The organism is Mycobacterium sp. Root135 (assembly GCF_001426545.1).
Lineage (GTDB): Bacteria > Actinomycetota > Actinomycetes > Mycobacteriales > Mycobacteriaceae > Mycobacterium.
Genome location: NZ_LMEZ01000009.1, coordinates 627,465 through 645,012, shown reverse-complemented (window position 1 = coordinate 645,012; position 17,548 = coordinate 627,465). Strand labels below are relative to the sequence as shown.

Annotated in this window: 19 protein-coding genes; 2 read left to right on the top strand and 17 right to left on the bottom strand. The window is 66.3% G+C overall.

What is annotated here, in order from left to right; all coding sequences use genetic code 11:
- Positions 1 to 311: 311 nt before the first annotated feature.
- Entirely contained in the window at positions 312 to 1,565 is a 1,254-nt protein-coding gene (gene murA / locus ASD37_RS28785; RefSeq protein ID WP_056559907.1) for a UDP-N-acetylglucosamine 1-carboxyvinyltransferase, read from the bottom strand.
- A 68-nt stretch (positions 1,566 to 1,633) separates the two neighbouring features.
- On the opposite strand from murA, the gene ASD37_RS28780 reads away from it, so the two are divergent.
- Entirely contained in the window at positions 1,634 to 2,209 is a 576-nt protein-coding gene (locus tag ASD37_RS28780; protein WP_056559906.1) for a cob(I)yrinic acid a,c-diamide adenosyltransferase, read from the top strand.
- Here the strand turns inward: ASD37_RS28780 and ASD37_RS28775 are convergent.
- The 16 genes from ASD37_RS28775 to fadD1 form a co-directional block, all read right to left on the bottom strand.
- Positions 2,206 to 2,652, bottom strand: coding sequence for a DUF2550 domain-containing protein (locus ASD37_RS28775; RefSeq protein ID WP_056559904.1), 447 nt, complete (start codon positions 2,650 to 2,652; stop codon positions 2,206 to 2,208). The genes ASD37_RS28780 and ASD37_RS28775 overlap by 4 nt on opposite strands.
- Before the next feature lie 7 nt (positions 2,653 to 2,659).
- Positions 2,660 to 3,028: a F0F1 ATP synthase subunit epsilon gene (locus tag ASD37_RS28770; RefSeq protein ID WP_056559902.1), complete on the bottom strand. Its 369-nt coding sequence runs from the start codon at positions 3,026 to 3,028 to the stop codon at positions 2,660 to 2,662.
- A gap of 30 nt (positions 3,029 to 3,058) precedes the next feature.
- Positions 3,059 to 4,492 carry a F0F1 ATP synthase subunit beta gene (gene atpD, locus ASD37_RS28765; protein WP_056559900.1) on the bottom strand — a complete coding sequence of 478 codons (1,434 nt, stop codon included), beginning with the start codon at positions 4,490 to 4,492 and terminating at the stop codon, positions 3,059 to 3,061.
- Between the two features lie 45 nt (positions 4,493 to 4,537).
- The gene (locus ASD37_RS28760; RefSeq protein ID WP_056559898.1) at positions 4,538 to 5,464 is read right to left on the bottom strand and encodes a F0F1 ATP synthase subunit gamma; all 927 of its coding nucleotides are present in this window, start codon (positions 5,462 to 5,464) and stop codon (positions 4,538 to 4,540) included.
- Positions 5,465 to 5,474: 10 nt separating this feature from the next.
- Positions 5,475 to 7,124 carry a F0F1 ATP synthase subunit alpha gene (atpA, locus tag ASD37_RS28755; protein ID WP_056559896.1) on the bottom strand — a complete coding sequence of 550 codons (1,650 nt, stop codon included), beginning with the start codon at positions 7,122 to 7,124 and terminating at the stop codon, positions 5,475 to 5,477.
- 37 nt (positions 7,125 to 7,161) lie between these two features.
- Complete coding sequence (locus ASD37_RS28750; RefSeq protein ID WP_056559894.1) at positions 7,162 to 8,496, bottom strand: F0F1 ATP synthase subunit B/delta; 1,335 nt, start codon at positions 8,494 to 8,496, stop codon at positions 7,162 to 7,164.
- The gene (locus ASD37_RS28745) at positions 8,497 to 9,033 is read right to left on the bottom strand and encodes a F0F1 ATP synthase subunit B (protein ID WP_056559892.1); all 537 of its coding nucleotides are present in this window, start codon (positions 9,031 to 9,033) and stop codon (positions 8,497 to 8,499) included. It abuts the gene before it with no gap.
- A 9-nt stretch (positions 9,034 to 9,042) separates the two neighbouring features.
- Positions 9,043 to 9,297 carry a F0F1 ATP synthase subunit C gene (locus tag ASD37_RS28740; protein ID WP_056559889.1) on the bottom strand — a complete coding sequence of 85 codons (255 nt, stop codon included), beginning with the start codon at positions 9,295 to 9,297 and terminating at the stop codon, positions 9,043 to 9,045.
- 69 nt (positions 9,298 to 9,366) lie between these two features.
- Complete coding sequence (gene atpB / locus ASD37_RS28735) at positions 9,367 to 10,158, bottom strand: F0F1 ATP synthase subunit A (RefSeq protein WP_056559887.1); 792 nt, start codon at positions 10,156 to 10,158, stop codon at positions 9,367 to 9,369.
- Positions 10,159 to 10,168: 10 nt separating this feature from the next.
- On the bottom strand, positions 10,169 to 10,624 hold the full coding sequence (locus tag ASD37_RS28730; protein WP_056559885.1) for an ATP synthase subunit I: 456 nt from the start codon (positions 10,622 to 10,624) through the stop codon (positions 10,169 to 10,171).
- A 267-nt stretch (positions 10,625 to 10,891) separates the two neighbouring features.
- Entirely contained in the window at positions 10,892 to 12,064 is a 1,173-nt protein-coding gene (locus ASD37_RS28725) for a glycosyltransferase family 4 protein (RefSeq protein ID WP_056559883.1), read from the bottom strand.
- Between the two features lie 30 nt (positions 12,065 to 12,094).
- On the bottom strand, positions 12,095 to 12,760 hold the full coding sequence (locus ASD37_RS28720; RefSeq protein WP_056559882.1) for an L-threonylcarbamoyladenylate synthase: 666 nt from the start codon (positions 12,758 to 12,760) through the stop codon (positions 12,095 to 12,097).
- Positions 12,753 to 13,607 (bottom strand): peptide chain release factor N(5)-glutamine methyltransferase, encoded by an 855-nt coding sequence (gene prmC, locus ASD37_RS28715; RefSeq protein WP_056559879.1) that lies wholly within the window; start codon positions 13,605 to 13,607, stop codon positions 12,753 to 12,755. The genes ASD37_RS28720 and prmC overlap by 8 nt, the downstream gene beginning before the upstream one ends.
- Complete coding sequence (gene prfA / locus ASD37_RS28710) at positions 13,604 to 14,683, bottom strand: peptide chain release factor 1 (RefSeq protein WP_056559878.1); 1,080 nt, start codon at positions 14,681 to 14,683, stop codon at positions 13,604 to 13,606. The genes prmC and prfA overlap by 4 nt, the downstream gene beginning before the upstream one ends.
- Positions 14,684 to 14,773: 90 nt before the next feature.
- A complete protein-coding gene (gene rpmE / locus ASD37_RS28705; RefSeq protein WP_056559875.1) occupies positions 14,774 to 15,013 on the bottom strand; it encodes a 50S ribosomal protein L31 in 240 nt (79 codons plus the stop codon).
- Between the two features lie 150 nt (positions 15,014 to 15,163).
- Positions 15,164 to 16,747, bottom strand: coding sequence for a fatty-acid--CoA ligase FadD1 (fadD1, locus tag ASD37_RS28700; protein ID WP_056559873.1), 1,584 nt, complete (start codon positions 16,745 to 16,747; stop codon positions 15,164 to 15,166).
- A 115-nt stretch (positions 16,748 to 16,862) separates the two neighbouring features.
- Between fadD1 and ASD37_RS28695 the strand changes: the two genes are divergently transcribed.
- Positions 16,863 to 17,501, top strand: coding sequence for a TetR/AcrR family transcriptional regulator (locus tag ASD37_RS28695; protein WP_056559871.1), 639 nt, complete (start codon positions 16,863 to 16,865; stop codon positions 17,499 to 17,501).
- Positions 17,502 to 17,548 lie beyond the last annotated feature (47 nt).

Sequence of the window (17,548 nt, the reverse complement as noted above, 5' to 3'; positions counted from 1 at the left end):
GTAACAACCAGTCAAAACTGGCAAATAAAACAAACCATCCCTAAGCAGTAGGAAGACGGGAAGTCCCCCACCAAGATGGCCAAAAACAACAAACAAAAACCACCAAACACACTATTGAGTTCTCAAACAACAGACCAACTTTTGGGAAGTTTCCCTTTTCGGGGCAACCCCTCCAGCTTAAACTATCTGAGCGGGAGAGTCAAACTTCTCTGTCCCCCGTACTGGGGCAACTCGATTAGATTAGGTCTTCCGCCGCAGCGAAGTCAAATCCGCTGGTCAGAGGCTTGGCGTCGCTGCACCGGCCTCTTGGACTAGCTTACGCGCTCGATCTCCGCGCCCAAACTGACCAGGTTCTCCACGAACAACGGGTAGCCGCGATCGATGTGGAACACGTCGTGCACCTCGGTATCCCCATCTGCGACGAGTCCAGCCAGGACCAGGCCGGCCCCCGCTCGAATGTCCGACGCCCACACCGGTGCACTCGACAGCTGCGGAATGCCTCGGACCACAGCATGGTGGCCGTCGGTCCGCGCGTCCGCACCGAGCCGGATCATCTCCTCCACGAAACGGAAGCGAGCCTCGAACACGTTCTCGGTGATCATCGACGTCCCGTCGGCGATGCACGCCAGCCCGATTGCCATGGGTTGCAGATCGGTCGGGAACCCAGGGAACGGCAGGGTCGCCATGTTGACCGCCTTGGGTCGTTCGTACTGCACGATGCGGAACCCGTTGTCGTGTTGAGTGACCGTGGCCCCCGCGTCGTGCAGCTTGTGCAGCACCAACTGCAGGTGCGCAGGGTCGACCCCCGTCACCGAGATGTCCCCCCGCGTCATGGCCGCCGCTATCCCCCAGGTGGCCGCGACGATGCGATCGCCGATCACCCGGTGTTCGGTGGGATGCAGCCGGTCCACCCCGGTGATGGTCATGGTCGACGAACCCGCCCCGGATATCTGGGCACCCATCTGGTTGAGCATCGTGCAGAGGTCGACGACGTCGGGTTCACGCGCTGCGTTGTGGATCGTCGTCACCCCCTCCGCGAGGACGGCTGCCATCAGGATGTTCTCGGTGGCGCCCACCGAGGGAAACTCCAGTTGGATCTCGGCGCCCCGGAGATGGTCTGCCTCCGCGACCACGCAGCCATGCTCGATGTTGCATCTCGCTCCGAGTTGGCGCAGGCCCGCCTGGTGCATGTCGAGCGGCCGCGATCCGATCGCGTCACCCCCAGGCAGAGCCACCTTGGCCTTCTTGCACCGCCCGACCAACGGGCCGAGAACGCACACCGATGCCCGGAACTGGCGCACCGCCGCGAAATCGGCGTCGTACTTCAGCTCGTCGGGCGATGTGATCCGGACCGTGTCGCCGTCGATGTCGACGGTGGCGCCAAGACCTCTGAGCACTTCGGCCATCAGGGGGACGTCGAGAATGTCGGGCGAATTCGTGATCGTGCTGGTGCCCTCTGCCAACAAGGCCGCGGCCATCAACTTCAGCACGCTGTTCTTGGCACCACCCACGGCAACTTCGCCCGCCAACCGGGTACCACCGGTCACTACGAATCGCTCGCTCACGCGGCCAGTCTAAGCAGCGCAGACCAGCGAGAGCCGTTTCCGCCAATCAGCCCGGGTACGGTTTCGACATGGGAGTTCACCTAACCCGCATCTACACCCGAACCGGCGACGACGGATCGACCGGGCTGAGCGACTTCAGCAGGGTGTCCAAGAACGATCCCCGTCTCGAGGCATACGCCGACTGCGACGAGGCGAACGCCGCGATCGGCGTCGCCGTCTCGTTGGGTGCTCCCGACGAGCGGGTCCTGGCCGTCTTGCGCCAGGTGCAGAACGACCTCTTCGACGCGGGCGCGGACCTGTCGACGCCGGTGGTCGAGAACCCGGAGTACCCACCGCTGCGGATCACGCAGGACTACGTCGACCGACTTGAATCGTGGTGCGACGAGTTCAACGAACCGCTACCAGCCCTGAATTCGTTCATCCTGCCGGGCGGCACTCCCCTGTCGGCCCTGCTCCACGTGGCGCGAACCGTCGCGCGGCGGGCGGAGCGGACCGCATGGCGGGCGGTCGACGCCCACGGCGATTCGATCAGCCCATTACCGGCGAAGTATTTGAATCGGCTGTCGGACTTGTTGTTCATCCTGTGCCGAGTGGCCAATCCCGACGGCGACGTGCTGTGGCAGCCGGGTGGGCCGAAGGCCTAGTTCTGGCGACGGCGAGCGCGCGGCGACGGGCGCGACTCGAGCCATGACGTGAACGCGGTCAACGCCCCCCGGTCCAGGGCCATCTCGTAGCCCCGTCGACTCTCCGGACCCGTGTCACGGAGTTCGAGCACGACGATTTCGGCGCTCATGATGTCGGTTTCGTCGCCACGCGGGGCACGCCGTGACACCACTTCGATGCCGCGTCGCGACAGCCGACGGTCGGGCCACCACCGCAGGCTCGAGAGTCGATAGAAGCCGGCCTCGCCGCCGCGGTAGCGCACCACGCCGTGTCGCCAGCCGTGCCCGCCGACGGCGGGAACGTCGCGCAGGATGGCGGCGGAACCGCCCACCTGACGCAACTTCCACAGCCGGTACGACAGTGCGAGCACGACCAGCAACAACACGCCGATCAGCGCGACCATGGTGATCATGGACGCGCTCATCGCGAAATCAGTCGAGCTCGCCGAGGGCGCGCAACCGCGCCCTGCCCCACGCTGCCGTGCGCTCGTCGTCGGACTCGGCGTCCTGCTTGGCTTCGTCGGCGTTGATCTCCGACTCCAACTGCGCGTTCTCGACCAGGATCCGGACTGCTTCGTCGGTTACGGAGAGGAACCCTCCGTCGACCGCGATGCGAAGGTCGTCCTCGCCCTCCCGCTCGACGCGCACCATGGCGTCGTCGACGAGTTGGGCGACCAAGGGGATGTGCCGTGGCAGGATGCCGATCTCGCCCGCCGTGGTGCGGGTGAACACGAACGTCGCGTCACCCGACCACAGCTCGCGCTCGACGGCCACGATCTCGACGTGAATTTCAGTAGCCATCGGTCACCACCTTTCGGCTCGGAGCGATCATCACAACTTGGCGCCGAAGCTCTCGGCCTTCTTGGCCAAGTCCTCGAGCCCGCCGATGAGGAAGAACGCCTGCTCGGGCAGGTGGTCGAATTCACCCTTGGTCAGCTTGTCGAAGGCCTCGATGGTCTCCTTCAGCGGCACGGTCGAACCCGGCTGGCCGGTGAACTGCTCGGCCGCCATCATGTTCTGGCTCAGGAAGCGCTCGATGCGACGCGCCCGGTTGACCAGCTGCTTGTCCTCCTCGGCGAGTTCGTCGACGCCGAGGATGGCAATGATGTCCTGAAGGTCCTTGTAGCGCTGCAGAACTCGGATGACTTCCTGCGCGACGCGGTAGTGCTCGTCGCCGACCACGGCCGGGTCGAGGATCGTCGAACTGGAGGCCAGCGGGTCCACTGCGGGGAAGATGCCCTTCGAGAACACCGCACGGGACAGTTCCGTGGTGGCGTCCAAGTGGGCGAACGTCGTCGCCGGTGCCGGGTCGGTGTAGTCGTCGGCGGGCACGTAGACGGCCTGCATCGAGGTGATGGAGTGACCACGGGTCGAGGTGATGCGCTCCTGCAGCTCACCCATCTCGTCGGCCAGGGTGGGCTGGTAACCCACCGCCGACGGCATGCGGCCTAGCAGCGTGGAGACCTCGGAGCCGGCCTGCGTGAAACGGAAGATGTTGTCGATGAACAACAACACGTCCTGCTTCTGCTCATCGCGGAAGTACTCCGCCATGGTCAGCGCCGACAGGGCGACGCGCATACGCGTGCCTGGCGGCTCGTCCATCTGGCCGAACACCAAGGCGGTGTCCTTGAGGACGTCGGCATCGGCGAGCTCGACCCAGAGGTCGTTGCCCTCACGGGTGCGCTCCCCCACGCCGGCGAACACGGACGTACCACCGAAGTTGCGGGCGATGCGGTTGATCATCTCCTGGATGAGCACCGTCTTGCCGACGCCGGCACCACCGAACAGGGCGATCTTGCCACCACGCACGTATGGCGTGAGCAGGTCGACGACCTTCAGACCGGTCTCGAGCATTTCGGTCCGCGGCTCGAGCTCGGAGAATGGCGGCGGCTTGCGGTGGATCGACCAGTGGTCGAAGTCTTCGCCGTAGCCGGGCTCGTCGAGGCAGTCGCCGAGGGCGTTGAACACGTGGCCCTTGACGCCGTCGCCGACGGGCACGGAGATCGACTTGCCGGTGTCGGTGACCTCGACGCCGCGAACGAGACCGTCGGTGGGCTGCATCGAGATGGTGCGCACCAGGTTGTCACCGAGGTGCTGGGCGACCTCGAGCGTCAGCGTCTTGGCCATCTGCTCGTAGGTGATCTTGGCGTGCAGCGCGTTGAACAGCTCGGGCACCGAGCCGCGCGGGAATTCGATGTCGACGACCGGGCCGGTGATGCGGACCACGCGACCAGCGGTCTTGGAATCTTCTGCGGTGGCAGTCATTGTTTCTTCGCTTCTCTTCGCTTCCGGGGATGTGTGTATCGAGGGCTACTTGGCGTCGGCGAGCGCGTTGGCGCCACCGACGATCTCGCTGATTTCCTGGGTGATCTGGGCTTGACGCTCGCGGTTGGCCTCCAGCGTCAGCGCCTTGATCAGATCGTCGGCGTTGTCGGTGGCCGACTTCATCGCCCGGCGCCGCGACGCGGATTCGGATGCCGCGGCCTCCAGTAGCGCCGAGTAGACGCGTGTGGCGATGTAGCGCGGCAACAGCGCGTCGAACAGGTTCTCAGCATTTGGCTCGAAGGAGAACAACGTCTGCGGGCCGTCGTTCTCCTGCTCGCCGACGTACTCGATCACCATCGGAGCGATCCGCAGGGCGATGGCCGACTGCGAGAGCATCGACTTGAACTGCGTGAAGACGATGTGGATTTCGTCGACGCCCAGGATGCCGTCGTCACCCGCGTTCTCGTCGTCGTCGTCAACGCCGGCCATGAAGGCGGAAACGAGGACGTCGGCGATCTCGCGAGCTTGGTCGTAGGTCGGCCGCTCGGAGAAGCCGGTCCACGAATCCTTCACCTCGCGCTGACGGAAGCTGTAGTAGCCCAGCGCCTTTCGACCCACCGCGTAGATGACGGGAGTCTTGCCCTCGTCCCGCAGCAGCGCGAAGAGCTCTTCGGACTGCCGCAGCACGTTGGCGTTGTAGGCCCCGCAGAGCCCCCGGTCGGAGGACACGACGAGCACAGCGGCGCGCTTGGGCGACTCCCGCTCGACGAGCAGCGGGTGGTCCAGCGCACTGGCACCCGCGAGCTCGGTGAGCATGTTGGTGATCTCGTCGGAGTACGGCCGAGCTGCCTGGACGCGCGCTTGCGCCTTGGCAATCCGCGACGTGGCGATCAGCTCCTGGGCCTTGGTGATCTTCTTGATCGACCCGGCGGAGCGGATGCGCCCGCGTAGCTCGCGCAGTGTGGCTGCCATGTCTCCTTACCTACTTCTTCTTCGGCGCCGGCTTGCGGACCTTGACCGATTCCTTCTCGACGTCGTCCTCGTCCATTGCCTCGGTCTCGGCCTCGTTGACGGCAACGGAGCTGCCGTCGGTGGCCGCGAAGCCCTTCTTGAACTCGTTGACGATCCCGGTCAGCTTCTCCTGGGCGTCCTCCGGGAACTTCTTCGTTTCCCGGATGCCGTCGAAGATGTCGTCATGGCTGGCCTTGACGTGCTCGAGGAACTCGGCCTCGAAGCGCTGCACGTCTTCGACGGGCACCGAGTCCAAGTGACCCTTGGTGCCGAGGAAGATCGCGATGACCTGCTGCTCGACCGACAGTGGGCTGTACTGAGGCTGCTTGAGCAGTTCCACCAGCCGGCTGCCGCGCTCGAGCTGAGCCTTCGACGTCGGGTCAAGGTCGGACGCGAACGCCGCGAAGGACTCCAGCTCGCGGTACTGCGACAGGTCGAGTCGCAACGAGCCCGCAACTTCCTTCATGCCCTTGATCTGTGCGGCACCACCGACGCGCGACACCGACACACCGACGTTGATGGCCGGTCGCACGCCCTGGTTGAACAGGTCGGACTCCAGGAAGCACTGGCCGTCGGTGATGGAGATGACGTTGGTCGGGATGAACGCCGAGATGTCGTTGGCCTTGGTCTCGATGATCGGCAGTCCGGTCATCGATCCACCACCCAGCTCGTCGTTCAGCTTGGCGCACCGCTCCAGCAGACGGGAGTGGAGGTAGAAGACGTCGCCGGGGAACGCTTCACGGCCCGGGGGACGACGCAGCAGCAGCGAGATCGCGCGGTAGGCGTCGGCCTGCTTGGACAGGTCGTCGAAGACGATGAGGACGTGCTTGCCGTCGTACATCCAGTGCTGGCCGATGGCCGAACCGGTGTAGGGCGCAAGCCACTTGAAGCCGGCCGGGTCAGACGCCGGGGACGCCACGATGGTGGTGTACTCCATCGCGCCGCCATCTTCGAGGGCGCGCTTGACGCTGGCGATCGTGGTGCCCTTCTGGCCGATCGCGACGTACACGCAGCGCACCTGCTGCTTGGGGTCGCCGGTCGCCCAGGCTTCACGCTGGTTGAGGATCGTGTCGACCGCGACGGCCGTCTTGCCGGTCTTGCGGTCGCCGATGATCAGCTGACGCTGGCCACGGCCGATGGGGGTCATCGCGTCGATGGCCTTGATGCCGGTCTGCAGCGGCTCTTCGACGCCCTGACGCTGAACCACCGAGGGCGCCTGCAGCTCGAGCGCACGACGGATGTCGGTGTCGATGTCGCCCTGGCCGTCGATGGGCTGGCCCAGCGGGTTCACCACGCGGCCCAGGAATCCGTCGCCGACGGGTACCGAGAGCACTTCACCGGTGCGCTTGACCTGCTGGCCCTGTTCGATCTTCTCGAAGTCGCCGAGGATGACCGCACCGATGCTGTGCTCGTCGAGGTTCAGTGCGACACCGAGAACCCCACCGGGGAACTCGAGGAGTTCCTGGGTCATGACCGAGGGCAGGCCCTCGACGTGGGCGATGCCGTCACCGGCGTCGATGACTGTGCCGATCTCTTCGCGCTCGGTGTCGGCGGAGAACGAGGATACGTACTCCTCGACGGCACCTTCGATGTCAGCAGCGGAGATTGTCAACTCTGCCATGTTCTTGGTCTTCCTACCTTTTGGATTGGATTGTGGGTCAGTCGGGCAGCTGGGTCTGAGCGGCCGCCAGCCGGGATGCGATGGAACCGTCGATCACTTCGTCGCCGACGGTGATCGAGAGGCCACCGAGCACCTCGGGATCGACGTTCAGCTGGACCGCCACCGGGTGGCCGTAGATCCGGGTCAGCAGTTCGGCGAGCCGGTCGCGCTGGGCGTCGGTCAGCTCGGCGGCCGCGTCGACGTGGGCGACGACTTCGCCACGGCGGGCCACGGCCAGCTCGGCCAGGTCCACCACGGCTTCGTCGGCTCGTTCGCCGCGCAGCCGACCGATGGTCTGCTTGAGCAGAGCCGCGGCCGTACCGTCGACGCCCGATCCCCCGACGACCTTGTCCAAGAGGGCGAGTCGGCCGTCCAGCGGAGTCGTGTAGTCGCTCAGCAGCGCGGTGAGGCGCGGCTCGGAGTCCAACACCCGCCCGAACCGGAAGAGCTGCTCTTCGACTTCGTCGACCTGGTTCTCGAGCTCGGCACGCTTGAGAAGCGCGAGCCGGGCCAGGTGTTCGATGCCGTCGACGAAGTCCGCCGCTGCCGACCAGCGCTGGGACACCGCGGTCCGCAGCAACTGAAGCGTGTGCTCGTCGACCTTGTTCGAGAACAGCCGGTCGGTCAGACGCACCTTCGCGTCGGAATCGTCGTTGTGCTCGGTGAGGTGCCTGGTGAGGGTCGGCTCGACGCCGAGCAGACCCACCACTCCGGAGAGTTCGTCGGCGACGGTGGTCAGACCCGCCGCCTCCAGGTTGCCTGCGACGTCGTCGAACGCCTTGGTGAGCTCGTCGAAGGCGGCTCGGCTTGCGGCACGAAGCCGAGCCGAGACACCCGTCTCGATGGTCACCGAGGACGGTGCCATCTGATCGAGCTCGTCGAGGAAGCGGTCGACCGTGGCCGCCTGGGCGGCAGGATCGGCCACGTGCGCTCGAACCAGCGCGTCGGCCTTGTCGACCGACTCCTGGCCCAATCCCTGCCGCAGCTGCCTGATCAACTGCTGCCGCATGAGCTGAACTTGTTGCGCGCCTTGAGCCTTCAGCCGTTCTGCTTCGACGACCGCCTGCTCTGCGAGCTGGCTTTCGATGCGCTCCGAATCGTGCCGAGCCTCGTCGGTCACCTTGGACGCCTGCGCCTTGGCATCCTTGAGCGCCTTGGCATGCATGGCGTCGGCGTCGGCGAGTTTCTTTGCCGCCTCGGCACTCTCGGCGAGCGCGGTGCGTACGGCGTCCTGCTGCTTCTGCATCAACGTCTTCACCGGCGGCACGACGAAGCGCCACAGGATGTACACGATGACTGCGAAACCGATCAGCTGACCGATGAATGTCGACATTTAGCGGCTCCCGCCTGAGTTGACGTCAACGCCGAGGATGCGGTTCGCCAACGTGGCGGACAGGCCGTCCACCGACGACTCGAGCGAGGACTGCGTCGACGAACGCTGTTCGGACAGCTGTGCATCCGCTTCGCGCACGGTCTCCGCAACCTCTCCGCTGGCCTCGGCCCGCTTCTCGTCGATCACCTGGCGGCCGGCGGTCCGGGCCTCGTCACGGATCGACGATGCCTCGGTGCGAGCCCCGGCCATTGCCTCGTCGTAGTCGGCTTGCGCCGCTGCGACCTGCTCGGCCGACTTGCGGCTGTCTGCGGCGGTCTTGGCCAGCATCGCCTCTCGCTCGGAGAGGACCTTGCTGATCGGTGGCACAACCCATTTCGTGATCACGCCGAGCACGATCAAGAAGATGATCAGAATGACGAAGAAGGTGCCGTTGGGGATCAGGAAGTTATTGCCCCCGCCACCCTCTTCTTCCGCTGCCTGGCTGGCCGCCAGGATGTGGATGCCGTCCGCCAGGACAGTCGAACCGAGTTCACCCATGCCGACGGACTACGACAGACCCGGCGTGGCGAAGACGAACAGCGCCATGAACGCCAGGTTGATGAAGTACGCGGCCTCCACGAGACCGACGGTGATGAAGAAGGGCGTGAACAGGCGGCCCTGCGCCTCGGGCTGCCGGGCGATGCCGGAGATCAGTGCGTTACCGGCAATACCGTCGCCGATACCCGCGCCGATGGCGCCGCCACCCATGATGAGTCCACCGCCGATGAGCGCACCGGCCGTGATGAGGGCGTTTGGATCCATTCCTTTTTCCTCCTTGTGAGCTGGTGGGTGTCCACCAGGACTGCTGGTCTTACGGGGTCGAGCTGGCTTCTAGTGGTGCGCTTTCTCGTTCTCGTCTTCGTGGTCGTGATCGAGCTCCATCGACTGGCTGAAGTACAAGATCGTCAGCAGCGCGAAGATGAAGGCCTGAATCAGACCGACGAACAGGTCGAACGTCTTCCAGATGGCATTGGGTGCCCACTGGATGTACCAGGGGAACATCGCGATGAGCGCCACGAGGATGCCACCGGCGAAGATGTTGCCAAAGAGTCGCAGTGCCAACGAGATTGGCTTGGCCAGCTCTTCGATGATGTTGATGGGCGCCATCAGCGTGACGTGGCCCTTGACCAACTTCTTGGCGTGGCCCCAGGCGCCGCGGCGCCAGATGCCTGCCGCGTTATAGCAGATGAAGACGAACGCGGCGAGGGCCAGCACGTAGTTGATGTCGGAGGCGGGCGCTTTGATCAGTTCGCCCGCGGCACCGTCGGAACCGCCGTACTGCACCGGAAGCACCGCGAGCCAGTTCGACACCAGGATGAATACGAAGATGGTGACGGCGAGCGGCAGCACGAACGGCGCGATCTTCATGCCGATCGCAGCCTCGACCTGCTGGCGCATCTGGATGGTGATGGCCTCGAAGAACAGTTGCACTCCGCCGGGCACGCCGGTGGAGGTCACCTTGGACTTGAGGAAGAAGGCCAGCGCGATGACGATGATCGCGGCGATCACCGTGGAGATGATGGTGTCGCCGTTGAAGGTCATGCCCAGGAACTGGAATACGTATTCGTGGGTTCCGACGTGAATCGGGGCTCCACCCTCGGCGGCGAGGAAGGTCTCATTCATTGCCGTCTGCTCAATCCTTCGATTCCGGTGCGGGCGTTTGTTCGACGTCTAGTCCGCTTGAGCGGATCTTCTTCATGACGGGGATGCTGGTGCTCATCACGAGCACGGCCTGAAAGATTGCGAGACCGAAGAGCACTGCGAGTCCGTCGTGCTTTCGGAACACGATGGCGACGGTCAATCCGATGGCGGTGATGAAGAACAGCCGCATGGCCGAGTTGACTGCCATCTTCTTCTTGAGCGGGTGGTCTTCTGCGGTGATCGACTCGACGGCGCGTCGCACCATCAGCGCGTTGACCAAACCGAGAACCAGGCCGAGGCCGAAGAAGACTCCGAAGAAGATGTGGCCGACGAATCCCGCGGCCACGAGGGCAACTCCGGTGAGCGCCACGCACACGATCAGCAGTCGCATCGGCCGGAACGCCACGGATGGGAACACCAACGGCGCGTCCTGCGCTGGCGTCGTCACTGACTCACCTCAATCCACGCTCTCACGGAAGCTGTCCCCTTTGACAAACAATGACCCGGCGCGTGCCCGACGAGCGTATCGGAGGGCGGTTGTCGCGCTGGAATCACCCAAGGGGTAGCTCCCTTTGTCGGTCGTACTTCGGCACCGAACGGCTCTTTCAAACCGCCGGGCCGGGCCGGCAACCCGCGAGGTCTTTCGGGTTCTGGAGGCAACTTACCACATGGTAGGCACCCCTAAACGGGCTCCTACTACTTTGCGTCGTACTGCTCAGTCTGATAACTGGCTGGGAACTTCTCGGCTCTTGCGGAGCAGTGGGATGAGGGTGATGACGACGGCCACGACGATCGCCGCGAGCATCACCGCGCCGGTGTACCGAGGGTCGAAGAAAATCGTGCTTGCGGCGCCCAGCGCCACGATGCCGACCCACATGTAGATCAGCAGGACGACGCGTCGGTGGGAGTGCCCGATCTGCAGCAGCCGGTGGTGCAGATGCATCTTGTCCGGTGTCGTGAAGTGAACGCCGGCCCTGGTGCGGCGCACGATCGCCAGCAGGGTGTCGAGCGCGGGAACGAACAGCACCGCGACCACCAGCAGGAACGGCGAAAGCAAGGCAAAGACGTCGCGCGCTCCGTAGGCCGTCTGCGAGATCGGCCCCGCCGCGGTGGTCGACGCGGCGGCCAGCATCAGACCGATCAGCATCGAACCCGAGTCACCCATGAAGATCTTGGCCGGGTGGAAGTTGTGCGGCAGGAACCCGAGGCAGGCGCCAGCCAGTACGACGGAGATCATCGCCGGGGGGTAGAACAGGACGTCGCCGCCGTGGTCGCGCAGCAGACCGATGGAGAAGATGCAGATCGCGGCGGCGGTGATGAGACCCAGCCCTGCCGCGAGACCGTCCAGCCCGTCGATGAAGTTCATGGCGTTGACGATCGACACCGTCAGCGCCAGCGTCAGCAGGATCGAGGTCACCTGGTCCAGCACGATGGTGCCGACGCCGCCGATCGGGATGTACAGCACGCTCCATGCCACGCCCATGGTGACCAGCACGCTGGCGGCGGTGATCTGGCCGGCGAACTTGGTCAGCGAGTCCAGTCCCCAGCGGTCGTCGATGAGGCCCACCAGCATGATCAGCCCGCCGGCGACCACCACCGCGGGCATACCGGTCGAGTAGACGAAGCCGCGGTTGAGCGCGGGCAGCTGGGAGGCCAGCAGCACCGCGGCGGCCACGCCGACGTACATGGCCAGGCCGCCCATCCGCGGGGTCGGCTGAACGTGGACGTCGCGCTGGCGCGGGTAGGCGACCGCCCCGAGGCGGGTGGCCAGGGTGCGCACCCAGCCGGTGGCGAAGTACGTGACGATCGCGGCGGTGAGCCCGACGAGAGCCAGCTCCCGCAACGGGACACCGGCACCGCGGTCCGACAACGCGAGCAGGCCATCCACGCGGTGAAATGTACTGGACCTACCTGAGACCTAGGTCGACGTCGCGTTCGTCAGCGTCTCCGCGTCGACTCCGAGCACGGTCGCGATGGCCGCCGACGAGACGGGGCCCTCGCGCAAAATGCGGGGTTGGGCACCGGTCAGGTCGACGATCGTCGAGGCCGCGCCGTTGGCGGACGGACCGGCTTCCAGGTAGACCTCGACCAGGTCACCCAGCTGTTCGCGGGCGTCGGCGGCCGTGACGGCGGCGGGCCGGCCGGAGATGTTGGCACTCGAGACCGCCATCGGCCCGACCTCGCGGAGCAGGTCGATCGCGACCGGATGCAGCGGCATCCGGAGCATGACCGTGCCCTGCGCGTCGCCGAGGTCCCATTGCAGCGACGGCGCCTGCTGCACGACGAGGCTGAGCGCCCCTGGCCAGAACGCGCGGATGAGCTCTCTCGCCGACTCGGGCACCGAGTACACCAACCCGTCAATGGTGTGCCAGGACCCGACGAGGACGGGAACGGGCATGTCGCGGCCGCGGCCCTTGGCGGCCAGCAGAGCGGCAACCGCGGCTCCGTCGAACGCGTCGGCGCCGATGCCGTAGACGGTGTCGGTGGGCATCACCACGAGGCTGCCGCCCTTGAGCGCGCTGATCGCCGACGCGATTCCGGTGGATCGTTGGGTCTCGTCCGCGCAGTCGAATACCTCACTCATGAGCTCCAGCCTGCCCCTTCCTCGTTGCGGTGACGAACCGGGGGCGACCGGCGAGATCCCGACGTGACGTCACGTCGGTGAAGGCACCGGAGCGCTCGAAGAGTGCGACGGTCGCCGCGGCGGTCTCGTCGTCGTGCTCGACGCCGACGGTGGCACCTGAGCGCAGCAGCCGGGCGGCGAGGGTGACGATCGGCCCGATGACCCGCATTCCGTCCGGACCGCCGAACAGCGCGTGAGCCGGATCATGTTCGGCCACTTCGGGATCCAGCACGGCGCCGTCCGGGATGTACGGGGGGTTCGAGACGAGCAGGTCGACTGTGCCGTCGCGCTCGCTCAGCAATCCGGGACTGGTGACGTCGGCCTCGACGAGCTCGACGTCATGGCCCGCACAGTTGCGCCGGGCGTAGGACAGCGCTTCCGGTGAGTCCTCGACGGCGACGACGTGGGCGCCGGGTGTCCCGTCGGCAAGGGCGGCGGCCAACGCTCCCGACCCGGTGCAGAGGTCCACGACGACCGGTGAGGGTGGAAGTCGTTGCTTGAGCGCCCATTCCAGCAACGCCTCGGTCTCGGGTCGCGGGATGAACACACCGGGCCCCACGGTGAGCAGCAGCGGGCCGAACGCCGCGGTGGCGGTGAGGTGTTGCAGCGGAATCCGGCGCGCCCTGGCGTCGACCAGTGTGCGGTAGCTCCCGTAGAAGCCGTCGTCGGGATCGTGGAACCGCAGCACTCCGCGGTTCACGCCCGCGACGTGCGCGGCGAGGAGTTCGGCGTCGACGTGTGCGCTGTCGATTCCTGCCTGCGCTAGCGTGCGTGCCGCATCGTCGATGGCCCGCCGCAGGCGCGTCATGTCTCCTGCAGCCTGGCTTGTCTGTCGGCGGCGGCCAAGGCGTCGAACATCGCGTCGAGGTCCCCGTCGAGGACCTGGTCGAGGTTGTGCGCCTTGAACCCCACGCGGTGGTCGGTGATCCGGTTCTCGGGGTAGTTGTAGGTCCGGATGCGCTCGCTGCGGTCGACGGTGCGGATCTGGCTGGCACGGTCGGCCGACGCGTCGGCGGAGGCCTGCTCCTCGGCGAGTGCCTGCAGGCGGGCGGCGAGTACGACCATCGCGCGGGCCTTGTTCTGCAGCTGCGACCGCTCGTTTTGACACGTGACGACGATGTTGGTCGGCAGGTGGGTGATGCGGACCGCGGAGTCGGTGGTGTTGACACCCTGGCCGCCCTTGCCGGAGGACCGGTAGACGTCGATGCGCAGGTCGGATTCGTCGATCTGGACGGCGGCGACGTCCTCGGGCTCGGGGTACACCAGGACCCCGGCCGCGGAGGTGTGCACGCGGCCCTGGGACTCGGTGACGGGCACGCGCTGCACGCGGTGCACGCCGCCTTCGAACTTGAGGCGGGACCAGACGCCGTCGGCCGTGTCGCCCTTGCTGGCGATCTGGAGTGTGGCGTCCTTGTAGCCGCCGAGATCGGAGTAGGTCTCGTCGAGCACGGTGACGTTCCAGCCGTGCCGCTCGGCGTACCGGATGTACATGCGGGCGAGATCGGCGGCGAACAGTGCCGATTCCTCGCCGCCCTCCCCCGACTTCACTTCCATCACGACGTCGTCGGCATCGTGCGGGTCGCGGGGGGCCAGCAAATCGCTGAGCTGCTGTTCGAGTTCGGCGACGCGCGTGGTCAGTTCGGGTACCTCGGCGGCGAAGGAGGCGTCCTCGGTCGCGAGCTCCTTGGCGGCTTCGAGGTCACCGCGGGCCGTCTCCAGCTTGCGGTGGGTGGACACGATCGGCGCCAACTGCGCGAACCGGCGACCCACCCTGCGGGCAGCCCCGGCGTCGGCGTGCAGCGCCGGGTCCGAGAGTTGAGTTTCGAGGTCGGCGTGCTCGGCGAGGAGCGCGTCGACCCTCGTCGCCGAATCGGTGGCCGCCATCGTGCCTTCTCTCTTTCAAACAGTGACCGGAAACGCAATCGGCGCCCGACCCCGTCGACGAATGCGACAGGACGGGCGCCGAAAGGACAGCTACTTGTCGGCTTCGACCTTCTCAGCGGCCCCAGCGCGCTTTCCGTAGCGCTTCTCGAAGCGTGCGACGCGGCCGCCGCTGTCGAGAATCTTCTGCTTGCCGGTGTAGAAGGGGTGGCACTGGGAGCAGACCTCGACCACGATGTGGCCGCTCTCCTTGGTGCTACGCGTCTGGAAGCTGTTTCCACAGCCGCAGACGACGTTGGTCTCTACGTAGTTGGGGTGAATACCCGATTTCATGTTGGTCCTCTTCTATCGTTGGCCGCCGGGTCGTCCGAGATCCTGACCTGATCTCAAACGTGAACCGGAACCGAGGGGTCGACGGACGATTATGCCAGGTCAGCCGTCAGAGTCATAAACGCGCGCACACCGGGGCATATTCCGCCGAGCTCAGCGGTCCGCCGGGACCACCGGGTCGAACCGGGCGCGGTCGCGGCGCCACAGCTCGCGCCCGGCCGGGTCGACGCCGAGGGCGACCAGCTCGCGCTTGAGGATCTTGTTGGTCGCCGTGGTCGGGAGGTCGTCGGCGATCCACACGTAGCGGGGCCACGCCTTCGGCGACATGTCCCGCTGAGCGCCGAGGAATTCGGTGAACTCTTCGGGGGTCAGGTCGGCGTCGTCGCGAAGCACCAACGCGGCCATCACCTGATCGCCGACGTGCTCGTCGGGCACCGGGTACACGGCGACGCGGCTGATGACGTTGAGCCGCAACAATATTCGTTCGATCGGGGCGGTCGTCAGATTTTCGCCGTCGACCCGCATCCAATCGCCGGTGCGGCCCGCGAGGTAGATCCAGCCGTCGGCGTCGCGGTAGGCGAGGTCCCCGGACCAGTACATGCCGTGGCGCAACCGCTGATCCGTCGCCCCGGGATCGTTGTAGTACCCGCGGAAGAGTCCGCTTCCGCTGGTGTTGACCAACTCCCCCGTCGCCTCGTCGGGGTTGGCCAGCGCCCCCGTCTCGTCGAATCGGGCGACGGCGCATTCGGTGACCGTTTCCGGGTCGTAGACGGCCACCCCGGGGAACCCCTGGCCGATGGACCCCGTCGGGCAGCCGTCGGGCCGGGTGATGATCACGGCGGTCTCCGTCGACCCGAAACCGTCCCACACCTCGCAGCCGAATCGGCGACCGAATTCCTCGATGTCGCGGTCGGCGGCCTCGTTGCCGAAGGCGATCCGCAGCGTGTTGTCGTGGTCGTCGGGTTGCTCGGACGTCGCGAGGATGTAGGCCAGCGGCTTGCCGACGTAGTTCATGTAGGTGGCCCCGTGCCGGCGCACGTCGGACAGGAAGCGCGACGCGGAGAACGCGGCGGGAACCATGGCCGCACCCGCGCCGAGCGCCACGCTCCAGCCCGCGTAGACGGCGTTGGAGTGGAACAACGGCATGGCCAGGTAGCAGACGTCGGATTCGCCGAGGCCGTACCTCTGCACCAAGGCGCTGCCTGCGAAGAGCACCATCGCGTGGGGCACCTCGACGGCCTTTGGCTCCCCGCTGGTCCCTGAGGTGAAGATCATCATGAAGGTGTCGTCGGCGCCGACTTCGCGGTGCGGCACCAGCGCTGGTGCGGCACGGAGCCGCGCGGCCCACTCCTCGGCGCCCACGTCGACGACGGTGACGCCGGGCAGGTCGAGGCCGTCGAGCAGGTGGCGGTGTTCGGGGTCGGTGATCAGCAGTTGGCAGTCGACGCGGGCGACGTCGCGGGCGATCGCCTCGCCGCGACGGGTGGTGTTGATCCCGCACAGGACGTAGCCGCCGAGCCCGGCGGCGGCCAACGAGGTGAGCATCCCGGGGGTGTTGCCCATGAGGACGCCGACGTGCAGGGGCCGCGACGGGTCTGCGGCGGCGATGACGGCCGAGGCCTGTCGGGTGGCCTCGGCGACGTGCTGGCGCCAGGTCCACGACGCGTCACCGTGCTTGACGGCGACCGTGTCGAGGTCGGCCCTCGTCCGGAGCAGCTGCTGGAGTGTGTCCGCCATCGCTGGCTACCTCGATCCGTAAGTGAACAGAAACCGCGAAGTGTCTACTGGCGACCAGCGACAACGGTACCGTCTGGCAACGGGCAGAATGCACAGATCCACCCATCGCGCTGAAATGAACAGGAGCCCGCCGTTGACGAGCGCCACCGCACCCCGGCCGGCGGCCAAGACCGTGCGGGACAGGCTGATCGACGCGGCCGAGGTGTGTCTGCGCGCCAAGGGGATTCGCTCGACGACGGTGTCCGAGGTCGCCGAGGTCGCGGGCGTCTCACGGGGCTGGCTCTACCGGCACTTCCCCGACAAGAACGCGCTGCTCGGAGCGGCGATCGTGCGTCTCAACGAGGCGTACTGGTCGGACTCGCACGCGATGCTGGAACAGATCGAGGGCCTGGACGAACAGATCGCGGCGGGCATCCGGCACGGACGCACCGCCTACGCCGATCCGGGCACCATCCTGATGAAGCTGCGACTGGAGGAGCCAGAGGAGTTCGCGGCCTGCGCCGGTGCGGGCGTTCAGGGCCTGGTGCCGGACCTGGGCGAGTTCTGGACCAGATACCTCGTCGTCGCCAAGGAACGTGGCGAGATCCACCCCGACACCGACGTCGCCGAGGCCTCGGAATGGGTTGCCCGCGCGCTGCTTTCGTTGGCCACCGTGCCGGGGCAACGACTCGACCCCAGCGACCACGACGCGGTGCTGGCTCACGTCCGCCGCTACGTCATGCCCGGCCTGAGGTCCGACCCCGCGCTGGCCTAGAAACGCGGAGAGCCCCCGACCATGGTCGGGGGCTCTCGCGTACTAGC